Raw genomic sequence first — 18,903 nt, forward strand, 5'->3', positions numbered from 1 at the left:
TATTACTTTGTACTATTAATAATATAATTTTCTAATTGTTTTAAGCTTATTTTATTCTCATAAATAGCTTTACCGATAATGGTACCTTCACAACCCAACTCAGCTAATTTTGGCAATTCATCAAAAGTAGAAATTCCACCACTTGCAATCAATTTAACCCCTGGTAACTGTGCTAACATTTTCTTATACAAATCAAAAGAAGGCCCTTGCAACATTCCGTCTTTGGCAATATCAGTACAAATTACATACGACACTCCGTCTTTCATATAATCCGCTACAAATGGTATCAATTCTTTGTCTGATTCTTCTAACCAACCACTAATCGCAATTTTTTCGTTGTTGGCATCAGCTCCTAAAATAATTTTATCTGCACCAAATTTAGACAACCAGTTTTTAAACACTTCAGGTTGTTTTACCGCGATACTACCACCAGTAATTTGACCAGCGCCTGACTCAAATGCAATTCTTAAATCGTCATCTGTTTTCAATCCTCCGCCAAAATCAATTTTTAAACTAGTCTTAGTTGCTATTTCTTCTAAGACTTTATGATTTACAATATGACTTGCTTTAGCCCCATCTAAATCTACTAAATGTAAATATTCAATTCCATGAGCTTCATATTGTTTGGCTATCTCTAAAGGATTTTCGTTATATACTTTTTTAGTATTGTAATCTCCTTTCGATAACCGAACACATTGTCCGTCTATAATATCAATTGCAGGTATTAATCTCATTTTTAAACTAGTATTTTATATCTGGTATCGAGTACTCGATACATTTTTATTAATAACATAAGTAACATTTCGAAATCTATTCTTGATACTCGATATCTGCTACTTGATTCAGAACCTATAGGTTCAAAAAATTCTTTAATATTTGTGTTCCTGCTTTGCTACTTTTTTCTGGGTGAAATTGTGTTCCGTAAAAATTATCTTTTTGCAAAGCCGTAGAATATTTCAATCCATAGTTTGTAGTTGCAATGGTTTCAGAACAAATTGGCGCATAAAAACTATGAACCAAATAAATGAACTCATTTTCTTTTATTCCAGTAAATAAATCACTCTTTAATTCAGCAATTTGATTCCATCCAATCTGTGGAACCTTAACTTCGTTGGTGAATCGGTGGACATCAACATCAAAAATACTCAAACCTTTTGTATTCCCTTCTTCACTTGAATGACACATCAATTGCATTCCTAAACAAATTCCTAATACAGGTTGTTTTAAATTCGGTATTACCGTATCCAAACCTGTTTCACGTAACATTTTCATTGCGCTACTAGCCTCGCCCACACCAGGGAAAATAACTTTATCAGCAGCCATTATTTCTTCAGCATCGTGACTCAAAACCGCTTCATGCCCTAAACGTTGCACAGCAAATTTTATAGACTGAATATTTCCTGCTCCGTAATTTATTATGACTATTTTCATTTATCTTGTCTTGAATCGTACCCTTCGATAGGCTCAGGGTACAATTTAGTTTAAATTTATCGTAGACTGAGCTTGTCGAAGTCTACAACATTCCCTTTGTACTCGGTAAAAACATTTTATTTGCATCACGCTTTACAGCCATTTTCATCGCTTTCGCAAAAGCTTTAAAAATTCCTTCAATTTTATGATGTTCGTTTACGCCTTCTGCCTTGATATTTAAATTGCATTTTGCTCCATCAGAAAATGATTTAAATAAGTGGAAAAACATTTCGGTTGGCATATCACCAATCATCTCACGTTTGAATTCAGCATCCCATTCAATCCATGGTCTACCACCAAAATCAACGGCCACTTGCGCCAAACAATCATCCATTGGCAAGCAAAAACCATATCTTTCAATTCCTAATTTATTACCTAGTGCTTTGCTAAACAATTCTCCCAAAGCAATCATTGTATCTTCAATTGTATGGTGCTCATCCACCTCTAAATCACCATCCACTTTCACTGTTAAATCCATTGCACCGTGACGACCAATTTGATCTAACATATGATCAAAAAACTTTACACCTGTTGAGATGTCATTTTTACCAGAACCATCTAAATTTAATTTGATATAAATTTTTGTTTCGTTTGTGTTTCTCGTGATTTCAGCAGAGCGATCTTCTAATTTTAAAAACTCATAAATAGCTTTCCAATCAGTACTTGTTAGGGCAATACAATCAATAATTTCTTGCTTGTTCGATTCTATTTCATCAGCGCCTAACTCAGGGTTTTCAGACAAGTAAATTCCTTTAGCTCCTAAGTTTTTAGCCAACTCCATATCAGTGATTCTATCACCTAAAACAAATGAATTTTCTAAATCAAACGCTTCCGAGTTTATATACTTCGTCAACAAACCAGTACGAGGTTTACGTGTTGGCGCATTTTCATGTGGAAATGTTCTATCTATTGCAATATCAGAAAAAACAACACCTTCATTCTCGAAAGCTCGAATTACTTTATTCTGAGCAGGCCAAAATGTATCTTCAGGGAAAGAATCTGTTCCTAGCCCATCTTGATTGGTAACCATCACCAATTCATAATCTAGCTCTGCCGCAATTTTACTCATGTATTGAAATACTTTCGGGTAAAACTCTAACTTCTCTAGGCTATCTAACTGATAATCTACAGGAGGTTCGATACACAAAGTTCCGTCGCGATCAATAAATAATACTTTTTTCATTTTTTCTAATATTCAATACAAGCTGTAATAAGTACCCTAAAGTACAATCATTTGTTGCTCGTTATTATTCTATAATTTTAAGTGCTTCAATCAATTTTTTATTTTCCGAAGCAGTTCCGACTGTTAATCGTAATGTATTTTCACACAGTGGTTGCGTTGTTCTGTTACGAATTACAATTCCTTTTTCAATCAATTGATTGTAACGCTTAGTTGCATCATCGACTTTTACCAAAACAAAATTGGCATCAGAAGGATAGATTTTTGAAACATATGAAACCTCTACTAAAGCAACTTCTAATAAGTTTCGCTGATTTAAAATAGTTTCAATTTCTTTTTCAACCTCATTGTATTTCAACAAACGTTCTTTCGCTTTTTGTTGTGTAAGTTCGTTTACATTGTATGGAGGTTTGATGCGATTCAATACTTCAATAATTTCTTCAGAAGCATAACAGATACCTAAACGAATACCAGCCATACCAAAAGCTTTGGATAGTGTTTGGGTAATGATCAAATTAGGGTATTTATTCAATTTTTCCAACCAACTTTCTTGACCAGAAAAATCTATATACGCCTCATCTATAACTACCAAGCCGTTAAAACCTTCAACGATTGCTTTTATTTTTTCTTCAGAAAAAGCATTCCCGGAAGGGTTGTTTGGAGAACAAAGAAATATAATTTTTGACTTGTCTGTAATCACTTGTAAGGTTTCATCAACACGAATATCAAAAGCCTCTGTTAACAAAACTTCTTTGGTTTCAATGTTATTCAACTCAGCAAGCACGCCATACATTCCATATGTCGGTGGTAAAAAAACTACATTGTCTTCTTTAGGCTCACAAAAAGCTCTAAACAATAAGTCTAACACCTCATCACTTCCGTTACCCAATAAAATTTGGCTTGTAGGAATTCCTTTCAGTTCAGAAAGCAAAACCTTAACGCTTTTTTGTTTTGGGTCTGGATAACGATTTACTCCATTCTGAAACGGATTTTCGTTAGCATCTAAGAAAACCATATCAGCTGTAGCTTCTTCAAACTCATCACGCGCAGACGAATAAGCTTTGAGCTTAGCGATATTTTCTCTTACTATATTTTTTAATTCAAATTTCATTTTCTCTTTTTTTGACCTGATAAAATCTATGATTTCAAACTATCAAGTCTTAAGGTCACCGCATTTTTATGAGCTTGTAAACCTTCAGCCTCGGCCATTAATTCTATTGCCTTACCTATATTTTGAATTCCTTTTTCAGATAATTTCTGAAATGTAATTTTTTTGGTAAAAGCATCCATATTTACACCACTATACATACGTGCGTATGCATTTGTTGGTAACGTATGGTTGGTACCTGACGCATAATCCCCAGCGCTTTCTGGAGTATATGGACCGATAAACACTGATCCAGAATTTATTATTCTATCTAAATACAAATCTTCATTTTGCACATTCAAAATCAAATGCTCTGGAGCATACTCATTGATAAAATCAATTTGCTCTACCAAATTATCAATCAGAATGAATTGCGAATTATCAATAGCACTCTGCGCCATTTCTCTTCTAGGGAGTACCGCTAGTTGACTCGTTACTTCTTCTTGAATCGCCTCTAAACTTTCTTTAGTATTTGCTAGACAAATCACCTGACTATCATGTCCATGCTCCGCTTGAGACAACAAATCAGACGCTACAAAGGCTGGTGATGCTAACTGATCTGCAACGACCATCAATTCAGAAGGTCCTGCAGGCATGTCTATAGCGACGCCTTTTGTCAATGCGAATTGTTTCGCTCCGGTAACAAATTGATTTCCAGGTCCAAATATTTTATATACGTTTGGCACAGACTCAGTACCTAAGGTCATCGCGGCAATCGCTTGAACACCACCTAACTTAAAGATATCTGTTACACCAACTAATTTTGCAGCATATAAAATTGCCGGATTTATTTTTCCGTTCTCATCAGGAGGTGTGCATAAGACTATTTCTTTACATCCAGCCAATTTCGCAGGAATCCCTAACATTAAAATCGTAGAAAATAACGGTGCCGTTCCTCCAGGAATGTACAAACCTACTTTCTCTATCGGTCTCATTTCTTGCCAACACTCTACCCCTTCTGTAGTTGAAACTACTTTTTTAGAAATAAACTGAGATGCATGAAATATTTTAATGTTTTGTTTAGCTAAAGCAATCGCATCTTTTAATTCATCTGAAACTAGAGCAATTCCTTGATTGATTTCATCTTCAGAAACTTTTAGATTTCTAAGATTTGCCTTGTCAAACTTTAACGTATACTCTTTTAAAGCTTTATCTCCATTCTCTTGAACATTGTCAAAAACTTCACCTATGATTTTACTTAAATCACTTGCTTCTTTTGCTGGTCTTTCAGTTAAAGTATTCCAGGTATCTCTAGATGGATTTTCAATAATTGTCATTGTATTCTATATTTTTCACAAGTGGTAATCAAAACAATCACCCACCAGTAATTTGTAAAAGAATTTAATTAAAGTACCATTTTTTCAATTGGCACAACCAATATTCCTTCTGCTCCTCTAACTTTCAACTCGTCTATTAGATCCCAGAATTTACTTTTCCCAATTACAACTGTATGAATTGAACTCCACCCCTCTTGTGCCAATGGCAATACCGTTGGACTTCTCATACCAGGAAGCAATTCAATGATATCATCAATTTTTTCATTCGGAGCATTCAATAAAATATATTTCGAGTTTTGCCCTCTCAATACTGATTGAATTCTAAACTGAATGGTATTCAAAATTTCTTGCTTCTCTGCAGATAAATTTGGAGCAACAGTAAGTACTGCTTCACTCTCTGACATTTTAACTACTTCTTTCAATCCATTTTTGAACAAAGTACTTCCACTAGAAACAATATCACATATGGCATCAGCTAAACCGATGTTCGGAGCAATCTCTACTGAACCATTGATAATGTGTAAGTCTGCAGAAATCCCATTTTCGTCGAAAAACTTCTTTACCGTGTTCGGATAAGATGTTGCGATACGCTTTCCATCTAAATCTTTTAAATCAGTAAATGCCGCTTCCTTTGGCACAGCTAAAGAAACTCTACATTTAGAAAAACCTAATCGTTCTACAATTTTCAAATCCTCTCCTTTCTCTACCAACGTATTTTCTCCTAAAATAGCGACATCAACCACACCGTCTCTTAAATACTGTGGGATATCTCCATTTCTCAAGTACAATACCTCAACCGGGAAATTACGTGCTGAAGCTTTTAATTGGTCTTTTCCATTATCGATAGAAATACCACAATCTTTTAACAATTTTAGAGAGTCTTGATTAAGTCTTCCTGATTTCTGAATGGCGATTTTTAATTTTGTCATTTTGATTTTTAATTGTGTTTCAGCAACTGAAAATGATTTGATTTTTACTAAAAAAACCCATTTGAGTTACTCAAACGGGTTTTTTGAAAATATGTTTATAAACTACATAACATTCCTAGCTCGTTTGACTACAAGTATTAGAATGATGATGATGTAATTTATTTGTGTTCATCTGTGTTATTTTAACGTCGCAAATATAAGAATTAAATTAAAAAAAAGTCAAGTCTTTATTTGTTTTTTTCCTCTATCAAAAGAATTAATCTTTTGTTAACTGACTGCCCCACCAATCTTTGTTCGGTTCAAAGTTTTCCTTCAGCATTTTCTTTCGATATCGCTCTAGAATAATCTTTTTTTGTGTCTTATTTGCTGTTCTCATTTTCTCTGATATCACGGCACTATACAAACTATCTTTTGAAGGGAATTTTGCATTGACTTCTTTCAAGTATGTTTTAAGCATCGTGTGCATAATTGTAACTCTATCCTTTAATTTATTTGAAAGGTCATTTCTTTCATTGATGTCTTTTTCCACATTATATAGTTCGTTTCTGCCATCTTCGTAATAATGAATTAGTTTCCATTTTCCTAAACGGATAATTGAAGAAGGATCTCCACCTTGATTCCCATAATGAGGGTAATGCCAATAAATAGGTCGATCTTTAAACTTCGATCCTTCTAACAAAGGTTTTAGACTCTTTCCATCGCGGTGTGCATTAGGCTCTAAGGGAATCCCTACTAAATCTAACAATGTCGGATACAAATCAGCACCCGTAACAGGGGTTCCATTCTCTATACCGGCCGTATTCATCCAAGGAACTTTTATCAAGTATGGCTCACGAATTCCTCCTTCCCACTGATATCCTTTACCACCACGCAAAGGCAAGTTTGAAGTAGAAAACGAATCACCCGAGGCAACCCCTCCATTATCAGAAGTAAAAACAACGATGGTATTTTTATCTAAGCCCAATTCTTTTAGCTGATTTAAAACACGACCAACCGCAGCATCCATAGATTCTACCAGCCCTGCATAAATAGGATTGTCTTGAACTACACGAATAGGCAACACAGCTTCCATATCGTATCCTTCCTCTTTTACTCCTAAGGCAACTGCCTTTTCTCTGTATTTTGCTCGCTTTTCTTTTGTTGTTTGTATCGGACCATGTACCGCGTAAAAAGATAAAAAGGCGAAAAATGGTTTATTTCTATTCTCTGCAATGAAATTTACAGTTTCATCTGCCAATCTCATGGATAAATTTTCTCCTGGTTTACCTCCTTTCAAATAGGGGTTTTTATAAGGGTAAAAATACCCACCTGCAGGACTTCCTTTATGGTAACCTCCTTTATTTATATCGAACCCATGGTCGGTCGGCAAAGACCCATCACCTCCTAAGTGCCATTTACCAGCGAAAAAAGTTTGGTAGCCTCCCTTTTGAAAAGCTTCCGGTAAAACTACTGGTTTTGAAGGCAAATTGTGTTCGTAATCAGCTGGTAACAATTTATCATAACGTTTTCTTATTCTCCAATCTTTACCTGACTTTGCACCAATCCAATCGGTGATACCATGTCTTGCAGTAAACTGTCCTGTCATAATACTAGCTCTTGACGGACTGCAGACTCTAGAACATGCATAACCATTTGTAAAACTAGTACTTTCTGAAGCTAATTTGTCAATGTTTGGAGTTTCATAAAATTTACTTCCAGCATACCCTGTATCAAACCTTCCAAAATCATCAACGAGAATAAAAACAACATTAGGCATGTTCTCATTAATTTTTTGTTCTTGTCGACATGAAGCAATAGCGAACAAAAATAAAACGAATAAAAGTATTTTTTTCATAGTAAAAATTTAGATTGACAAATATAAAGAAGCCATGTAATTATAACTAATTGTAATTTAATTCTGAAACCGGGACTACTTGCCCCGGCTTTAAACCTTGTAAATAGATAGCTCCAATACGCACTCGAACCAAGCGTAATGTAGGAAAACCAACGGCAGCTGTCATTTTTCTTACTTGACGAAATTTCCCCTCATTGATTGTTATAGAAATCCAAGTGGTTTTGCCATGACGCTCGTCACGAATTTTTTTTGATCTTTCTTCAAAATGTGGTGCCTCTTTCAATACAACAGTCAAACAAGACTTTGTAACATACCTTTTCCCATCAAAGCCAATTTCAACACCCTTACACAAATCTTCTAAAGCTTTTTGTGTAATCTCACCATCCACCTGTACATAGTATTCCTTTTCGACTTTACTACTACAAATAGTATCACTTAATTTGCCATCAGTAGTCAATAACAATAACCCTTCAGATTTAGCATCTAATCGACCTATTGACATGGTACCTTCAGGAAACTCATACAATTCACCCAACAATTTCTTCTTCCTGTTTTTGTTGTTAACAAACTGCGAAATAAAACCAAATGGCTTATTGATAATAAAATGTTGATGTATACGATCTTTCATTTCAATTGCAAATAAAAAAACCATCTAAAAATAGATGGTTTTGAATTTATATAGGGTTTATACTATTCTTTGTATACTCCCATATTTTCGTATTTAGAAATACGTTCTTCAATCATTTTCTCAACAGATAATTTTCTAAGTGCCTTTAACTCTTCAACAACTGTCTTTTTCACTGTTTCAAAAGTTTCTTCTCTGTTAAAATGTGCTCCTCCAACAGGTTCTCTAATTACACCATCAACCAAATTCAATCCGGCCATATCTTTCGATGTTAATTTCAATGCTGATGCTGCCTCTATTTTATAATCCCAACTTCTCCACAAAATAGTAGAACAGTTTTCAGGAGAGATTACCGAGTACCATGAGTTCTCCATCATCATTACTCTATCACCTACACCTATACCTAAAGCCCCACCTGAAGCTCCCTCACCAATAATTACTGTAATAATTGGCACTTTTAATATACACATCTCAAAAATATTACGGGCAATCGCTTCTCCTTGTCCTCTTTCTTCAGCTTCTAAACCTGGATAAGCACCTGGGGTATCTACGAAAGTCAATACTGGAATATCAAATTTTTCAGCCATACGCATCAAACGCAATGCTTTTCTATATCCTTCTGGATTCGCCATTCCGAAATTACGATACTGACGAGTTTTGGTATTGTAACCTTTTTGCTGTCCGATGAACATAAAAGACTGGTCACCAATCTTACCCAAACCACCAATAATCGCTTTGTCATCTTTTACAGATCTATCACCATGTAGCTCCATAAAAGTATCACCAGCCAATGCTTTTACATAATCTAATGTATAAGGTCTATTTGGATGTCTTGACAACTGTACTCTTTGCCAAGGTGAAAGGTTTTTATATATTTCTTTTTTTGTTACCTCTAATTTCTCTGTAAGTTTCTTACATGTTTCAGAAACATCAACAGCACTTTCCTCTCCGATCACTTGACATTTGTCTAATTGCTCCTCAAGTTCCTTTATTGGTAATTCAAAGTCTAAATATTCCATAATTATATTGTTATAAGATGACAAAGATACTAACTTCGAGAAAGTATCAAAATCATATTTTTTATTTTTTTGATTTTAAATATAGGTAAAACGCCAAACTACCAAAAACAAAATTTGGCATCCAAATTAATAACATCGTATTACTACCAGCCACTGCTCCCAGTACCTCAGCAACTTTCATAAAGAATACATAAATAAACATGAGTCCGATTCCTACAGCCATGTTTATTCCCATTCCTCCTCGTTTTTTTCTAAAAGAAAGACAAACCGCTAAGAGCGTCATTATATAAGACGATATAGGTAATGTTGTTCTTTTGTACAATTCTACATAATAAGCGTTTAAGTTTTTCACACCTCTCAACTTAGACTTCTCAATAAAACTCTTCAGTTCTGCCGAGGTCATTTCTTTCGATAAATAATCTACATACAGCAAGTCTCTTGGAGAAAAATCAAATATGGTATCGAATTTTCTACCTGTTTCTATACTATCACGATCATTAAATATTCTACGTTTAGAATAACTAGACAATTTAAAAGTACTATCTCTTTTAGACCAAGTAATTTCGTTTGCTGTCAGGCGGTATTTCATTTTTAACCCATCGTACTCTTCATAAGAAAAATCGTAACCACGGTTTGTTCTAATACCAAAATTCTGTATATAGATATACCTCCCTTTCCCTAAACGCATGCTAAATTCTTTTACATAATTTTCTTTAACATTGTTATGGGTAGCAAAATATTTTTTATCAAATTTCGTCAAGGTCTCATTACTATTTGGCACGACGTAATGATTCATGTACAAAGCATAAACCGTTACAATCGTTGCTCCAATAAAATATGGTTTTAAAAACCTTGTAAAGGAAATACTCGCACTATTGATTGCAATAATCTCTGTATTGTTTGCTAATTTTGAAGTGAAAAATATTACAGAAATAAACAGTGCCAAAGGCATAAACGTATTGGCATAATAGATTATAAAATTCACATAATAATCTTCAATAATCTCACCAACTGACAAGTTTGTATGACGTAAAAACTTATCAATTTTTTCTGATACATCAATCGCGATAGCAATTGGTATCAAAATAAACAAGGTAAAAAGGAATGAACCTAAATATCTTTTTAAAATGTATTTATCTAATATTCTCAAATGTAGAAATTGAAGCGTAAATATAAATTAATTACAAACGGTTATCCATTTGTCTTACCATTTTATTTTTCCATTCTGCAAAATCTCCAGCCAAAATATGTTTTCTAGCCTCTCGTGTCAACCAAAGATAAAACCCTAAGTTATGAATCGTTGCTATTTGCTTACCAAGCATTTCGTTTGATGCGAATAAATGACGCAAGTATGCTTTAGAATAATAGGTATCAACATAGGTAATACCCATAGGGTCGATAGGAGAAAAATCATCTTCCCATTTCTTGTTCTTTATATTGATACTTCCTTCAGAAGTAAACAGCATTCCGTTTCTGGCATTACGTGTTGGCATCACACAATCAAACATATCAACACCCAATGCAATATTCTCTAGTATATTAATTGGCGTACCTACTCCCATTAAATATCTTGGTTTGTCTTCAGGTAAAACACTACAAACAACATCTGTCATTGCATACATTTCTTCTGCTGGCTCACCAACTGAAAGTCCACCAATTGCATTTCCTTCTGCACCTACACTAGCAATAAATTCTGCAGATTGTTTACGTAAATCTTTGTATGTACTACCTTGTACTATTGGAAAAAACGTTTGCTCGTATCCGTATTTGTAAGGTAATTTTTCTAAATGCGTGATACAACGTTTCAACCAACGATGTGTCATGTGCATAGACCTTTTTGCATACTTATAGTCGCAAGGGTATGGTGTACATTCGTCAAATGCCATGATAATATCTGCTCCAATGGTGCGTTGCGTTTCCATTACATTTTCTGGAGAAAAAAAATGGTACGAGCCATCGATATGACTTTTAAACTTTACACCTTCTTCTTTAATTTTTCTTCTTCCAGACAAAGAATATACCTGGTACCCACCACTATCTGTTAAAACAGGTCGATCCCAATTCATGAATTGATGAATTCCACCTGCTTTTTCTAAAATTTCCATTTTAGGACGCAAATACAAATGATAGGTATTCGCTAGAATAATATCTGGATTTACTTCTTCTTTTAATTCTTTTTGGTGCACTCCTTTTACGGTTCCCATAGTTCCTACAGGCATAAAAATTGGAGTTTCTATATCGCCATGATCAGTAGTCATAACTCCTGCTCTAGCTTTACTTAATGGATCTTTCGATTTTATTTCAAACTTCATAAGCGACAAAGATACTTAGAAACAAAAGAATAGGAAAAGTAATTTTTCTAAAAATAAAACATCAGTCCAAAACTAATTCTCATCGCATCTCTTCTTGGAGAATCACTTATTGTCGTTCCGTTTGCTTCGCCATTATAGTCTAAAGATTTTGTTCCGTAATCCAATTCTAATCCGTACGTCATTCTTTCGTAATGATCATACATTACATTTACAATTCCATAGGTATGTACGTGATTTACATTTCCGTTGAGAACTACTATTTGTTGTGGGTCGTTCACTATAAAAAACCGAGCTACGTCATTGGTATAAAATCTTGTGTAACCAACTACGAAATTCGTATGTAACTTTGGTGTCCAATAATGTTCATAAGCCGCCCATCCACCGATGGATGGCGTTGCATCTAACTCTCCTTGCACCGTAGGAAAACCATCATATCCAAAACCTGCAATACTGGTTATATATGATGTAATACCTTTTCCGACAGTCCCCTGAAATTGCAAACTGTTTTTGTTCTTTTTTAATTTACCTGAGAACGACAAACCATATCCAAAAAACGAGCTTTGTTCGTTATTGTATTTGTAGTTGATGTTTCTAAAAATTGTCGAAGCTCTTAAATGCCCCCATTTTTTTTCATGTTTCAATCCTAAAATAACATCAGGAGTAGATTGGTGCGCATTGCCAACCAAAGGATCTATTTCTGAAAAACGATTGTAGTCGGTGATTGGTGCATCTAAAGCAATGATATACCGCCAATCCGGATCGTTGCCGATTTTATTAAAATATTTTATATGAGGGCTTCGTACCCATACCCCAGAAGGTGGTCCTTCCCATTCTAAAATATTCGGCCATAAAGCCTCATCACCGAAAGACGCCCACCCTTGACCAATTTGCCAATGATCAAATTCTACGTAAGCTTTTCTCAATCGCATATGTCCATTTCCACCCCAAAAATCAAACTCTACTATGGCATAAACTTTCTCTCCATCTCCTGTAAGTATGGTTGACTCAAACTTTAATTGCGTTTGATACATGTCCATCTTAAAACTATTGGAGTCATCAGTTCCATACACATTAATTTTTCCGACATTGAAGGTCTCGCTATCCTGAAGACCACCAAATGCATCAAAGTATCCATTTAATTTAATATTTGCTCCAAAACTACTTTTAAATTTGGGCGCACCATTTATGGAATCTTTTGAACGAATGGTTAAGAACCTTTCTTGTGCATTGACTCCCAAATGCACAAAAAACAATGCTACAACAATTATTATTTTTTTCATAGGACTTGGTTATACGACAGAAATTTAAGCAATTTATATGATAAACTTACTTTTAAATAACTCCTTTTATCGGCACTAGAATTCCATTCACCGACACTTATTGTCGATTCATCTATTGACTTATCGATAATAATACTGAATGTTTATTTTTGATATATTGAAAATAATTTAAACTATGAGTAGCCTTTCTATATTGTTAGTTGAAGATGATACTATCGAAGTAATGAAATTGAATAGAACAATATCAAAACTTAATTTGAATCATACTGTTATAGAAATGAAAAATGGCGAATTAGCATTAGAATATTTAAACGGTGATCATAAATTACCTGATATCATTCTACTCGACTTAAATATGCCAAAGTTAAACGGTATTGATTTTTTATCTATATTGAAAGAGGACAATGAATTAAAACACATTCCGACTATAATATTGACAACTTCTTGCAATCAAAAAGATTTACAAGAATGTTACAATTTAGGAGTTACTGGTTATATATTAAAACCTTTGCGGTATGAAGAATATGTGACAAAAATTGAAAAGATAGTTGCTTATTGGAGTATTAACGAACTAATCCAAAAAAAATGAAAGGAATTGTATTTACGGAATTTTTAGACCTTGTCGAAAATAAATTTGGTCTTGTTATGGTTGATAAAATCATCAGCCAATCGAAATTAGAATCAGGAGGTGCTTATACTGCTATTGGCACCTATGCTTTTTCTGAGATGCTTCAACTACTAAAAAACCTGAATAAAAATACGGGTATTGCAATCGACGATTTATTATTAGTATATGCAGAGCACTTTTTTTCAGTACTTGAAAACAGTTATCCAGCCCTATTAAATCAATACAGAGATCCTATCGAGTTACTTGCTTCAATTGAAAATCATATTCATGTCGAAGTGAGAAAAATATATCCAGATGCAGAATTACCAGAGTTTGTAGTTTTGGAAAAATCAAAAAATTCTTTAATTATGTTGTACCGTTCCAATAGAGCAATGCATCATTTTGGATTAGGATTGATGAACAAAACTTTTGAGCATTTTAATTCAACTGCAGAAATTATTCTGGAAAAGATTAAAGAAGACGGAACTGAAGTGAAATTTATTATTCATAAAAACTAATGAATGGATGATGAAAAAATAAAAATTCTAGAGCGTGCTCTAAAACGTGAAAAACAAGCTCGTAAACAAGCAGAATTAATTCTCGAAAAAAAATCGTTAGAATTGTATACCATTGCTCAAGAGTTAAAAATTGCAAATGAAAAACTCGGAACATTATTGAATGAAAAAGACACTCAACTAAAAGGTGTTTTTGAAAACATTAATGATGCTTATCTTATCATGGATCTTGGAGGAAACGTATTAAAAATGAACGACTCTGCAGTTGATTTTTTTGAATACGACATCCAAAAAGAGAAATTAAATGTTCAAAACCTCATTTATATTGAAGATACTGAATATGCTTTCAACTCGTTTGGAGTCTTACTAAAAGAAGGTCATTTTAGTGATTACACAGCAAGAATCATCACAAAATCGAAAAAAATAAAATGGGTTCATATCAATGCTAGTATCATCTTCGACGACAAAAACAAACCTATTGCAGCTCAAGGTATTGTGCGAGATATTACAGAAACCAAATTTAACAACGAGTTAATAGAAGAACAGAAAAACCAACTGAATGCGATTGTAGAAAACGCACCATTTGGGATTGCATTGACACAGCAAGGCTCGTTTATAAAAACCAACAAGGCATTTATTGATCTCATTGGCTACAATGAAAACGAATTGCATACCATTTCTATCAACGACATTACTCACCCAGAAGATGTTGACAAATCAAAAAACCTAAAAAAATCTCTTGAAAAAAGCGATCTAAATAATTTCTTAGTTCATAAAAAATACATCAAAAAAGATGGAAGCGTAATATGGGCAAAGACAAATGTCAGCGCCGTTAGAAACACAAATAGATCGTTAAAATACGAAGTTGCAATTATAGAAGACATCACTTCTGAAAGAGAAAAGAACTTGATTTTAGACACTATTCAGAAGCTCACACGATCCATTTTAGGAAAAGTGAACATCTATGAAATCTCTTGGGAAATAATTAGCCAAATAGCGAACTTTTTAGAAACAGATGAATGTTCGCTATACTTAGTTAATAAAGAAACTAACAGTTTAGATCAAATAACTACTATAAACCCAAATACAACTGATCCTAAAAAAATAGATATTCGTTCAGCGGAACTAGTTGATATCACAAACAATGGTCTTTCTAAAATTTTTGATAACAAAGCATCAAAATCTGTGTATGGTTCTGAAGCTTTCATTCCTATTTTAAATGAAAATATAGTAATCGGAATAATTCACTGCAAGCACAGACAAAATAATTTTTTCAATAAATCCAACATCAATACTCTTGAAAACATAGCTAGTTTGGTCGCAATTCAATTGAAAAGCGCCATTCATTTAAGAGCCCGAAACAAAGCTGAAAAAGAAAACATTACACTTTTAAAACAGCTAGAAAAAAACAATTTAGAATTACAAGAATATGCACATATAGTATCTCATGATTTGAAATCCCCTCTTAGAAGTATCAATGCGCTAGTTAGCTGGATTCGAGAAGACAATCAAGACATATTAGATAATGTTAGTTTGTCTAATATGGATCTTATCGACACTACTCTAGAAAAGATGGAGCAATTAATTTCTGATATACTTATCTATTCAAGCATTGGAAATAAAGAAACTAAAAAAGAAAATGTCAATCTAAATTTGTTAATCGAAGAATTAAAACAAATAATGTTTGTGCCCACAAACATTCAAATAAACATACTTAATGAACTTCCAACACTTAACGCAGACAGAATAAAGCTCCAACAATTGTTTCAAAACCTAATCAGTAATGCCATAAAATTCAACGACAAAAAAGAAGGAATTATAGATATTTCTTTGATTGAAGAAAAAAAGAACTACACTATTTCGGTTAGAGACAATGGTATCGGAATAGATGAAAAGTACTTTAAACAAATCTTCAAAATTTTCAACTCTCTTAAAGAAAGTAAAGAATCTTCAGGTATCGGATTATCCATCGTAAAAAAAATTGTGGATTTACTTGGTGGAGAAGTTTGGATTGAATCTGAAATGAATGTTTTCACTGCATTTTTTATAAAAATACCTAAATAACGAAACTTTGAGCGATCCAAACCTAAACTACATCAAGGAACTGAGTGGTGGAGATGTAGAATTCGAAAAGAAAATAGTTACTATCTTAAAAGAAGAACTTCCTGTTGAAATACATGCGTATTTCAAACACTTCAGAAACCAAGATTTTATAAAAACTGCTGAGATAGTACATAAGATAAAGCATAAAATAAGTATATTAGGCCTAGAAAAAGGTTGTCAAATTGCAAATCTCTACGAGCAAAAACTCAGAGAAGAAAAAACAGAAGGAAACCAACGGTTTGAAATACTACTAGAGCAAATGACACTTTTTCTTAAAAAAGTAACACTATGAAAAAATGCATTTTAATCGATGATGACGCATCTGCAAGATTGATTATCCAACAGCTAATTATAAAAACTGAAAACCTTGAAATTGTTGGCGAATTTGAAAATGCTATTGAAGCAATTAAATATCTAAACGAAAACACAGTAGATGTTATATTTTTGGATATTCACATGCCTACATTCTCGGGATTCGATTTTATAAAAACGCTCAAAACTCCACCAAACATTATCTTGGTTACCTCAGATAGAAATTTTGCTTTAGATGCATTTGAATACAATTGTGTAGTAGATTATTTGGTAAAACCTATCGCATATGAGCGCTTTCAAAAAGCATTGAACAAACTAGCTTCTGTTAAAATAAAACCTGAAGTATCTAAAGAAAACACCAATTCAAAAACAGAAGACAAGTTGTATGTAAATATCGATCGGAGATTGGTAAAAATCCATATTCCAGACATCTACTTGATTGAAGCCAAAGGTGATTATATAAATATTAAAACAGAAGGTAAAAATTACATTGTACATTCGACTTTAAAAAAAATAGAGAATAAGTTACCTGAAGAAATTTTCATCAAAGTTCATAGATCTTTTATTATAAATTTCAATAAGATAATCGATATAGAAGACAATAGTGTATTAATCAAACAGGATATTATTCCTGTAAGTAGATCTAACAGAAGTGAACTAATGCGACGTTTGAATCTCTTGTAACCGTTTATCGACACAAAACAACCATAGAACGTTTATAGCTCGGTTCTTGGTCGATTAACTTCTGCCTGAGCATCTTTCATTACTACTTTTATGGTAATGAAAGTAATACTTATACATAGTTTCCTGCTGCTGTTTTGCATACAAATTAAAGGACAAAACCTCAACCCGTTGGTCAAGGAGGCTGAACTATTATTGAATAAAACCAAAACAAAAATTGTTTTCCCTTCAAATGAAGATGCAGAAATAAGTTTTCATCAGGCATTAGAAATCACCAAAAATTCTGACGTCAATCAATTAGAAATAGATTTAAAAAAGTACCAAGCCAAACAATTCCATCAAGATATTGGATTAAGTTTTAGAGCGGGTGCTGTCTATAACTTTAGAGAGAGTTATGATCAACAAACGTTTAGCAATAATATTGGTACTGCAAGTATTGGTTTAGAATGGGACCTATTGAAAACTGGTTTACGCCAGAACCGCATCAGTGAAGAAAAACTACATAACGAAATTACTACACTACATTTAGATTCCTACGCTACCAAAAACCATCTTTGGAGACGACAATTTAGAATCAACATCAATTTTGTTCTAAATATTGAAACCATTGAATTGTTTCAAAATCATTTGGATTTTGAAAATGAGTATTTTGATTTCTTAAATAAACTATACGTAAAAAAATTAATCAATCGAGAGTCATTGCTAAAAGTGAGCAATCAAATTACCGTTTTAGAAAAACAGGTAAAACATTATAAAAACCAAAATAGAATATTACGAGACAGTATTTCGCCTGCAATATTATCACAACGATCGCTACCTTTCCCTGACCTGGACCTACAAGAATTACAAATTCAAGACAAATGTCAAAGTTTAGAATTAAGAGAAAAAAACATTGAACTTGATCATCATTATTCGAATGACTACAGTCTTACTCTGATTGCAACCCAAAACTACACCTACTCTAATTTCAGACAGGTATTTTTTCCGTTAGTTGGCATTAGATTTAGAGCTCCGATACGTTTTAATCAAAAGTCAAATATTATAAAAACCAAAAAACAAATTTTAAGAGCTCAAGAGAAAGATAAATCAGTTGGGCAATACAATCAAATAATTACACAGACTAATGCCTATGCAGAGAAAGTGAGAGATCTGCAAAATCAATACAAGTCATGGGAAATTATCAATGAAAGAATACGTGTTTTGTCGTTGCTAAAAACAGAACTAAATAGCACTGAAAGTGGTTATAGAGTTTTACAGCTAATCGAAAACCAATTTGAAGTTCTAGAAAACTGTTTGCAATTAAAAAGACAATTGTATGTATTGGTTTCCCAACTGCAGAATTACGAAAACATAGAAAAATCCTGGAGTCCAGTTAGATTTGGTCAAAATAAATCTAACGAAATCTTCAAGTTAGAAAAGAGCGAAGTTTTCTCAATGGAATTTCAAATTCAATACATTCAAGCCAAAAAACTTAACAATATCGTTATTTCTGACGAAACACTTAACAACCAATTAAATCAAGAGAATATTCATTTCTCTGTAGCCCAAGACCAAAACATAAAAACGGTAGCAGAGTTAATCCAAAAAGATTTACAAACGATTAAAAAATAAT

Annotated in this window: 18 protein-coding genes; 6 read left to right on the forward strand and 12 right to left on the reverse strand. The window is 33.3% G+C overall.

The window, feature by feature from the left end:
- Positions 1 to 2: 2 nt before the first annotated feature.
- From hisA to F6P99_RS09725, 12 genes are all read right to left on the reverse strand, one after another.
- Positions 3 to 734 carry a 1-(5-phosphoribosyl)-5-[(5-phosphoribosylamino)methylideneamino]imidazole-4-carboxamide isomerase gene (gene hisA / locus F6P99_RS09670; RefSeq protein ID WP_152287274.1) on the reverse strand — a complete coding sequence of 244 codons (732 nt, stop codon included), beginning with the start codon at positions 732 to 734 and terminating at the stop codon, positions 3 to 5.
- Between the two features lie 115 nt (positions 735 to 849).
- A complete protein-coding gene (gene hisH / locus F6P99_RS09675) occupies positions 850 to 1,431 on the reverse strand; it encodes an imidazole glycerol phosphate synthase subunit HisH (RefSeq protein ID WP_152287275.1) in 582 nt (193 codons plus the stop codon).
- Positions 1,432 to 1,513: 82 nt separating this feature from the next.
- Positions 1,514 to 2,653, reverse strand: coding sequence for a bifunctional histidinol-phosphatase/imidazoleglycerol-phosphate dehydratase HisB (hisB, locus tag F6P99_RS09680; RefSeq protein ID WP_152287276.1), 1,140 nt, complete (start codon positions 2,651 to 2,653; stop codon positions 1,514 to 1,516).
- A 64-nt stretch (positions 2,654 to 2,717) separates the two neighbouring features.
- Positions 2,718 to 3,761: a histidinol-phosphate transaminase gene (hisC, locus tag F6P99_RS09685; protein WP_152287277.1), complete on the reverse strand. Its 1,044-nt coding sequence runs from the start codon at positions 3,759 to 3,761 to the stop codon at positions 2,718 to 2,720.
- A gap of 26 nt (positions 3,762 to 3,787) precedes the next feature.
- Entirely contained in the window at positions 3,788 to 5,074 is a 1,287-nt protein-coding gene (gene hisD, locus F6P99_RS09690; RefSeq protein ID WP_152287278.1) for a histidinol dehydrogenase, read from the reverse strand.
- A 68-nt stretch (positions 5,075 to 5,142) separates the two neighbouring features.
- The gene (gene hisG / locus F6P99_RS09695; RefSeq protein WP_152287279.1) at positions 5,143 to 6,003 is read right to left on the reverse strand and encodes an ATP phosphoribosyltransferase; all 861 of its coding nucleotides are present in this window, start codon (positions 6,001 to 6,003) and stop codon (positions 5,143 to 5,145) included.
- Positions 6,004 to 6,259: 256 nt separating this feature from the next.
- Positions 6,260 to 7,837, reverse strand: coding sequence for a sulfatase (locus F6P99_RS09700; protein WP_152287280.1), 1,578 nt, complete (start codon positions 7,835 to 7,837; stop codon positions 6,260 to 6,262).
- Between the two features lie 46 nt (positions 7,838 to 7,883).
- Entirely contained in the window at positions 7,884 to 8,489 is a 606-nt protein-coding gene (locus tag F6P99_RS09705) for a pseudouridine synthase (RefSeq protein WP_226913055.1), read from the reverse strand.
- Positions 8,490 to 8,527: 38 nt separating this feature from the next.
- Positions 8,528 to 9,481, reverse strand: coding sequence for an acetyl-CoA carboxylase carboxyltransferase subunit alpha (locus F6P99_RS09710; protein WP_152287281.1), 954 nt, complete (start codon positions 9,479 to 9,481; stop codon positions 8,528 to 8,530).
- Between the two features lie 61 nt (positions 9,482 to 9,542).
- Positions 9,543 to 10,631 (reverse strand): LptF/LptG family permease, encoded by a 1,089-nt coding sequence (locus tag F6P99_RS09715; protein ID WP_152287282.1) that lies wholly within the window; start codon positions 10,629 to 10,631, stop codon positions 9,543 to 9,545.
- Between the two features lie 31 nt (positions 10,632 to 10,662).
- On the reverse strand, positions 10,663 to 11,793 hold the full coding sequence (gene tgt, locus F6P99_RS09720) for a tRNA guanosine(34) transglycosylase Tgt (protein WP_152287283.1): 1,131 nt from the start codon (positions 11,791 to 11,793) through the stop codon (positions 10,663 to 10,665).
- A gap of 47 nt (positions 11,794 to 11,840) precedes the next feature.
- Positions 11,841 to 13,073, reverse strand: coding sequence for a hypothetical protein (locus tag F6P99_RS09725; protein ID WP_152287284.1), 1,233 nt, complete (start codon positions 13,071 to 13,073; stop codon positions 11,841 to 11,843).
- Positions 13,074 to 13,248: 175 nt separating this feature from the next.
- Between F6P99_RS09725 and F6P99_RS09730 the strand changes: the two genes are divergently transcribed.
- The 6 genes from F6P99_RS09730 to F6P99_RS09755 all read left to right on the forward strand — a co-directional run bounded on the left by F6P99_RS09730 (position 13,249) and on the right by F6P99_RS09755 (position 18,902).
- Positions 13,249 to 13,662, forward strand: a complete 414-nt coding sequence (locus F6P99_RS09730) for a response regulator (protein WP_152287285.1) — start codon at positions 13,249 to 13,251, stop codon at positions 13,660 to 13,662.
- Positions 13,659 to 14,198: a heme NO-binding domain-containing protein gene (locus F6P99_RS09735; RefSeq protein WP_152287286.1), complete on the forward strand. Its 540-nt coding sequence runs from the start codon at positions 13,659 to 13,661 to the stop codon at positions 14,196 to 14,198. Before F6P99_RS09730 ends, F6P99_RS09735 begins: the two co-directional genes overlap by 4 nt.
- A gap of 3 nt (positions 14,199 to 14,201) precedes the next feature.
- On the forward strand, positions 14,202 to 16,259 hold the full coding sequence (locus F6P99_RS09740) for a PAS domain S-box protein (RefSeq protein WP_152287287.1): 2,058 nt from the start codon (positions 14,202 to 14,204) through the stop codon (positions 16,257 to 16,259).
- A gap of 7 nt (positions 16,260 to 16,266) precedes the next feature.
- Positions 16,267 to 16,590: an Hpt domain-containing protein gene (locus F6P99_RS09745; protein ID WP_152287288.1), complete on the forward strand. Its 324-nt coding sequence runs from the start codon at positions 16,267 to 16,269 to the stop codon at positions 16,588 to 16,590.
- On the forward strand, positions 16,587 to 17,294 hold the full coding sequence (locus F6P99_RS09750; RefSeq protein ID WP_152287289.1) for a LytR/AlgR family response regulator transcription factor: 708 nt from the start codon (positions 16,587 to 16,589) through the stop codon (positions 17,292 to 17,294). Before F6P99_RS09745 ends, F6P99_RS09750 begins: the two co-directional genes overlap by 4 nt.
- Positions 17,295 to 17,390: 96 nt before the next feature.
- On the forward strand, positions 17,391 to 18,902 hold the full coding sequence (locus tag F6P99_RS09755) for a hypothetical protein (RefSeq protein ID WP_152287290.1): 1,512 nt from the start codon (positions 17,391 to 17,393) through the stop codon (positions 18,900 to 18,902).
- The last annotated feature ends 1 nt before the right edge of the window (position 18,903 follow it).

Origin of the sequence: Flavicella marina (assembly GCF_009193215.1) — a bacterium.
In the GTDB taxonomy this organism is placed as follows: Bacteria; Bacteroidota; Bacteroidia; order Flavobacteriales; family Flavobacteriaceae; genus Flavicella; species Flavicella marina.

Excerpts from the sequence above, each read along its gene's own strand:
- hisA (WP_152287274.1), bottom strand. The coding sequence starts at position 734 with ATGAGATTAATACCTGCAATTGATATTATAGACGGACAATGTGTTCGG.
- hisH (WP_152287275.1), bottom strand. The coding sequence starts at position 1,431 with ATGAAAATAGTCATAATAAATTACGGAGCAGGAAATATTCAGTCTATA.
- hisB (WP_152287276.1), bottom strand. The coding sequence starts at position 2,653 with ATGAAAAAAGTATTATTTATTGATCGCGACGGAACTTTGTGTATCGAA.
- hisC (WP_152287277.1), bottom strand. The coding sequence starts at position 3,761 with ATGAAATTTGAATTAAAAAATATAGTAAGAGAAAATATCGCTAAGCTC.
- hisD (WP_152287278.1), bottom strand. The coding sequence starts at position 5,074 with ATGACAATTATTGAAAATCCATCTAGAGATACCTGGAATACTTTAACT.
- hisG (WP_152287279.1), bottom strand. The coding sequence starts at position 6,003 with ATGACAAAATTAAAAATCGCCATTCAGAAATCAGGAAGACTTAATCAA.
- F6P99_RS09700 (WP_152287280.1), bottom strand. The coding sequence starts at position 7,837 with ATGAAAAAAATACTTTTATTCGTTTTATTTTTGTTCGCTATTGCTTCA.
- F6P99_RS09705 (WP_226913055.1), bottom strand. The coding sequence starts at position 8,489 with ATGGTTTTTTTATTTGCAATTGAAATGAAAGATCGTATACATCAACAT.
- F6P99_RS09710 (WP_152287281.1), bottom strand. The coding sequence starts at position 9,481 with ATGGAATATTTAGACTTTGAATTACCAATAAAGGAACTTGAGGAGCAA.
- tgt (WP_152287283.1), bottom strand. The coding sequence starts at position 11,793 with ATGAAGTTTGAAATAAAATCGAAAGATCCATTAAGTAAAGCTAGAGCA.
- F6P99_RS09725 (WP_152287284.1), bottom strand. The coding sequence starts at position 13,073 with ATGAAAAAAATAATAATTGTTGTAGCATTGTTTTTTGTGCATTTGGGA.
- F6P99_RS09730 (WP_152287285.1), top strand. The coding sequence starts at position 13,249 with ATGAGTAGCCTTTCTATATTGTTAGTTGAAGATGATACTATCGAAGTA.
- F6P99_RS09735 (WP_152287286.1), top strand. The coding sequence starts at position 13,659 with ATGAAAGGAATTGTATTTACGGAATTTTTAGACCTTGTCGAAAATAAA.
- F6P99_RS09740 (WP_152287287.1), top strand. The coding sequence starts at position 14,202 with ATGGATGATGAAAAAATAAAAATTCTAGAGCGTGCTCTAAAACGTGAA.
- F6P99_RS09750 (WP_152287289.1), top strand. The coding sequence starts at position 16,587 with ATGAAAAAATGCATTTTAATCGATGATGACGCATCTGCAAGATTGATT.
- F6P99_RS09755 (WP_152287290.1), top strand. The coding sequence starts at position 17,391 with ATGAAAGTAATACTTATACATAGTTTCCTGCTGCTGTTTTGCATACAA.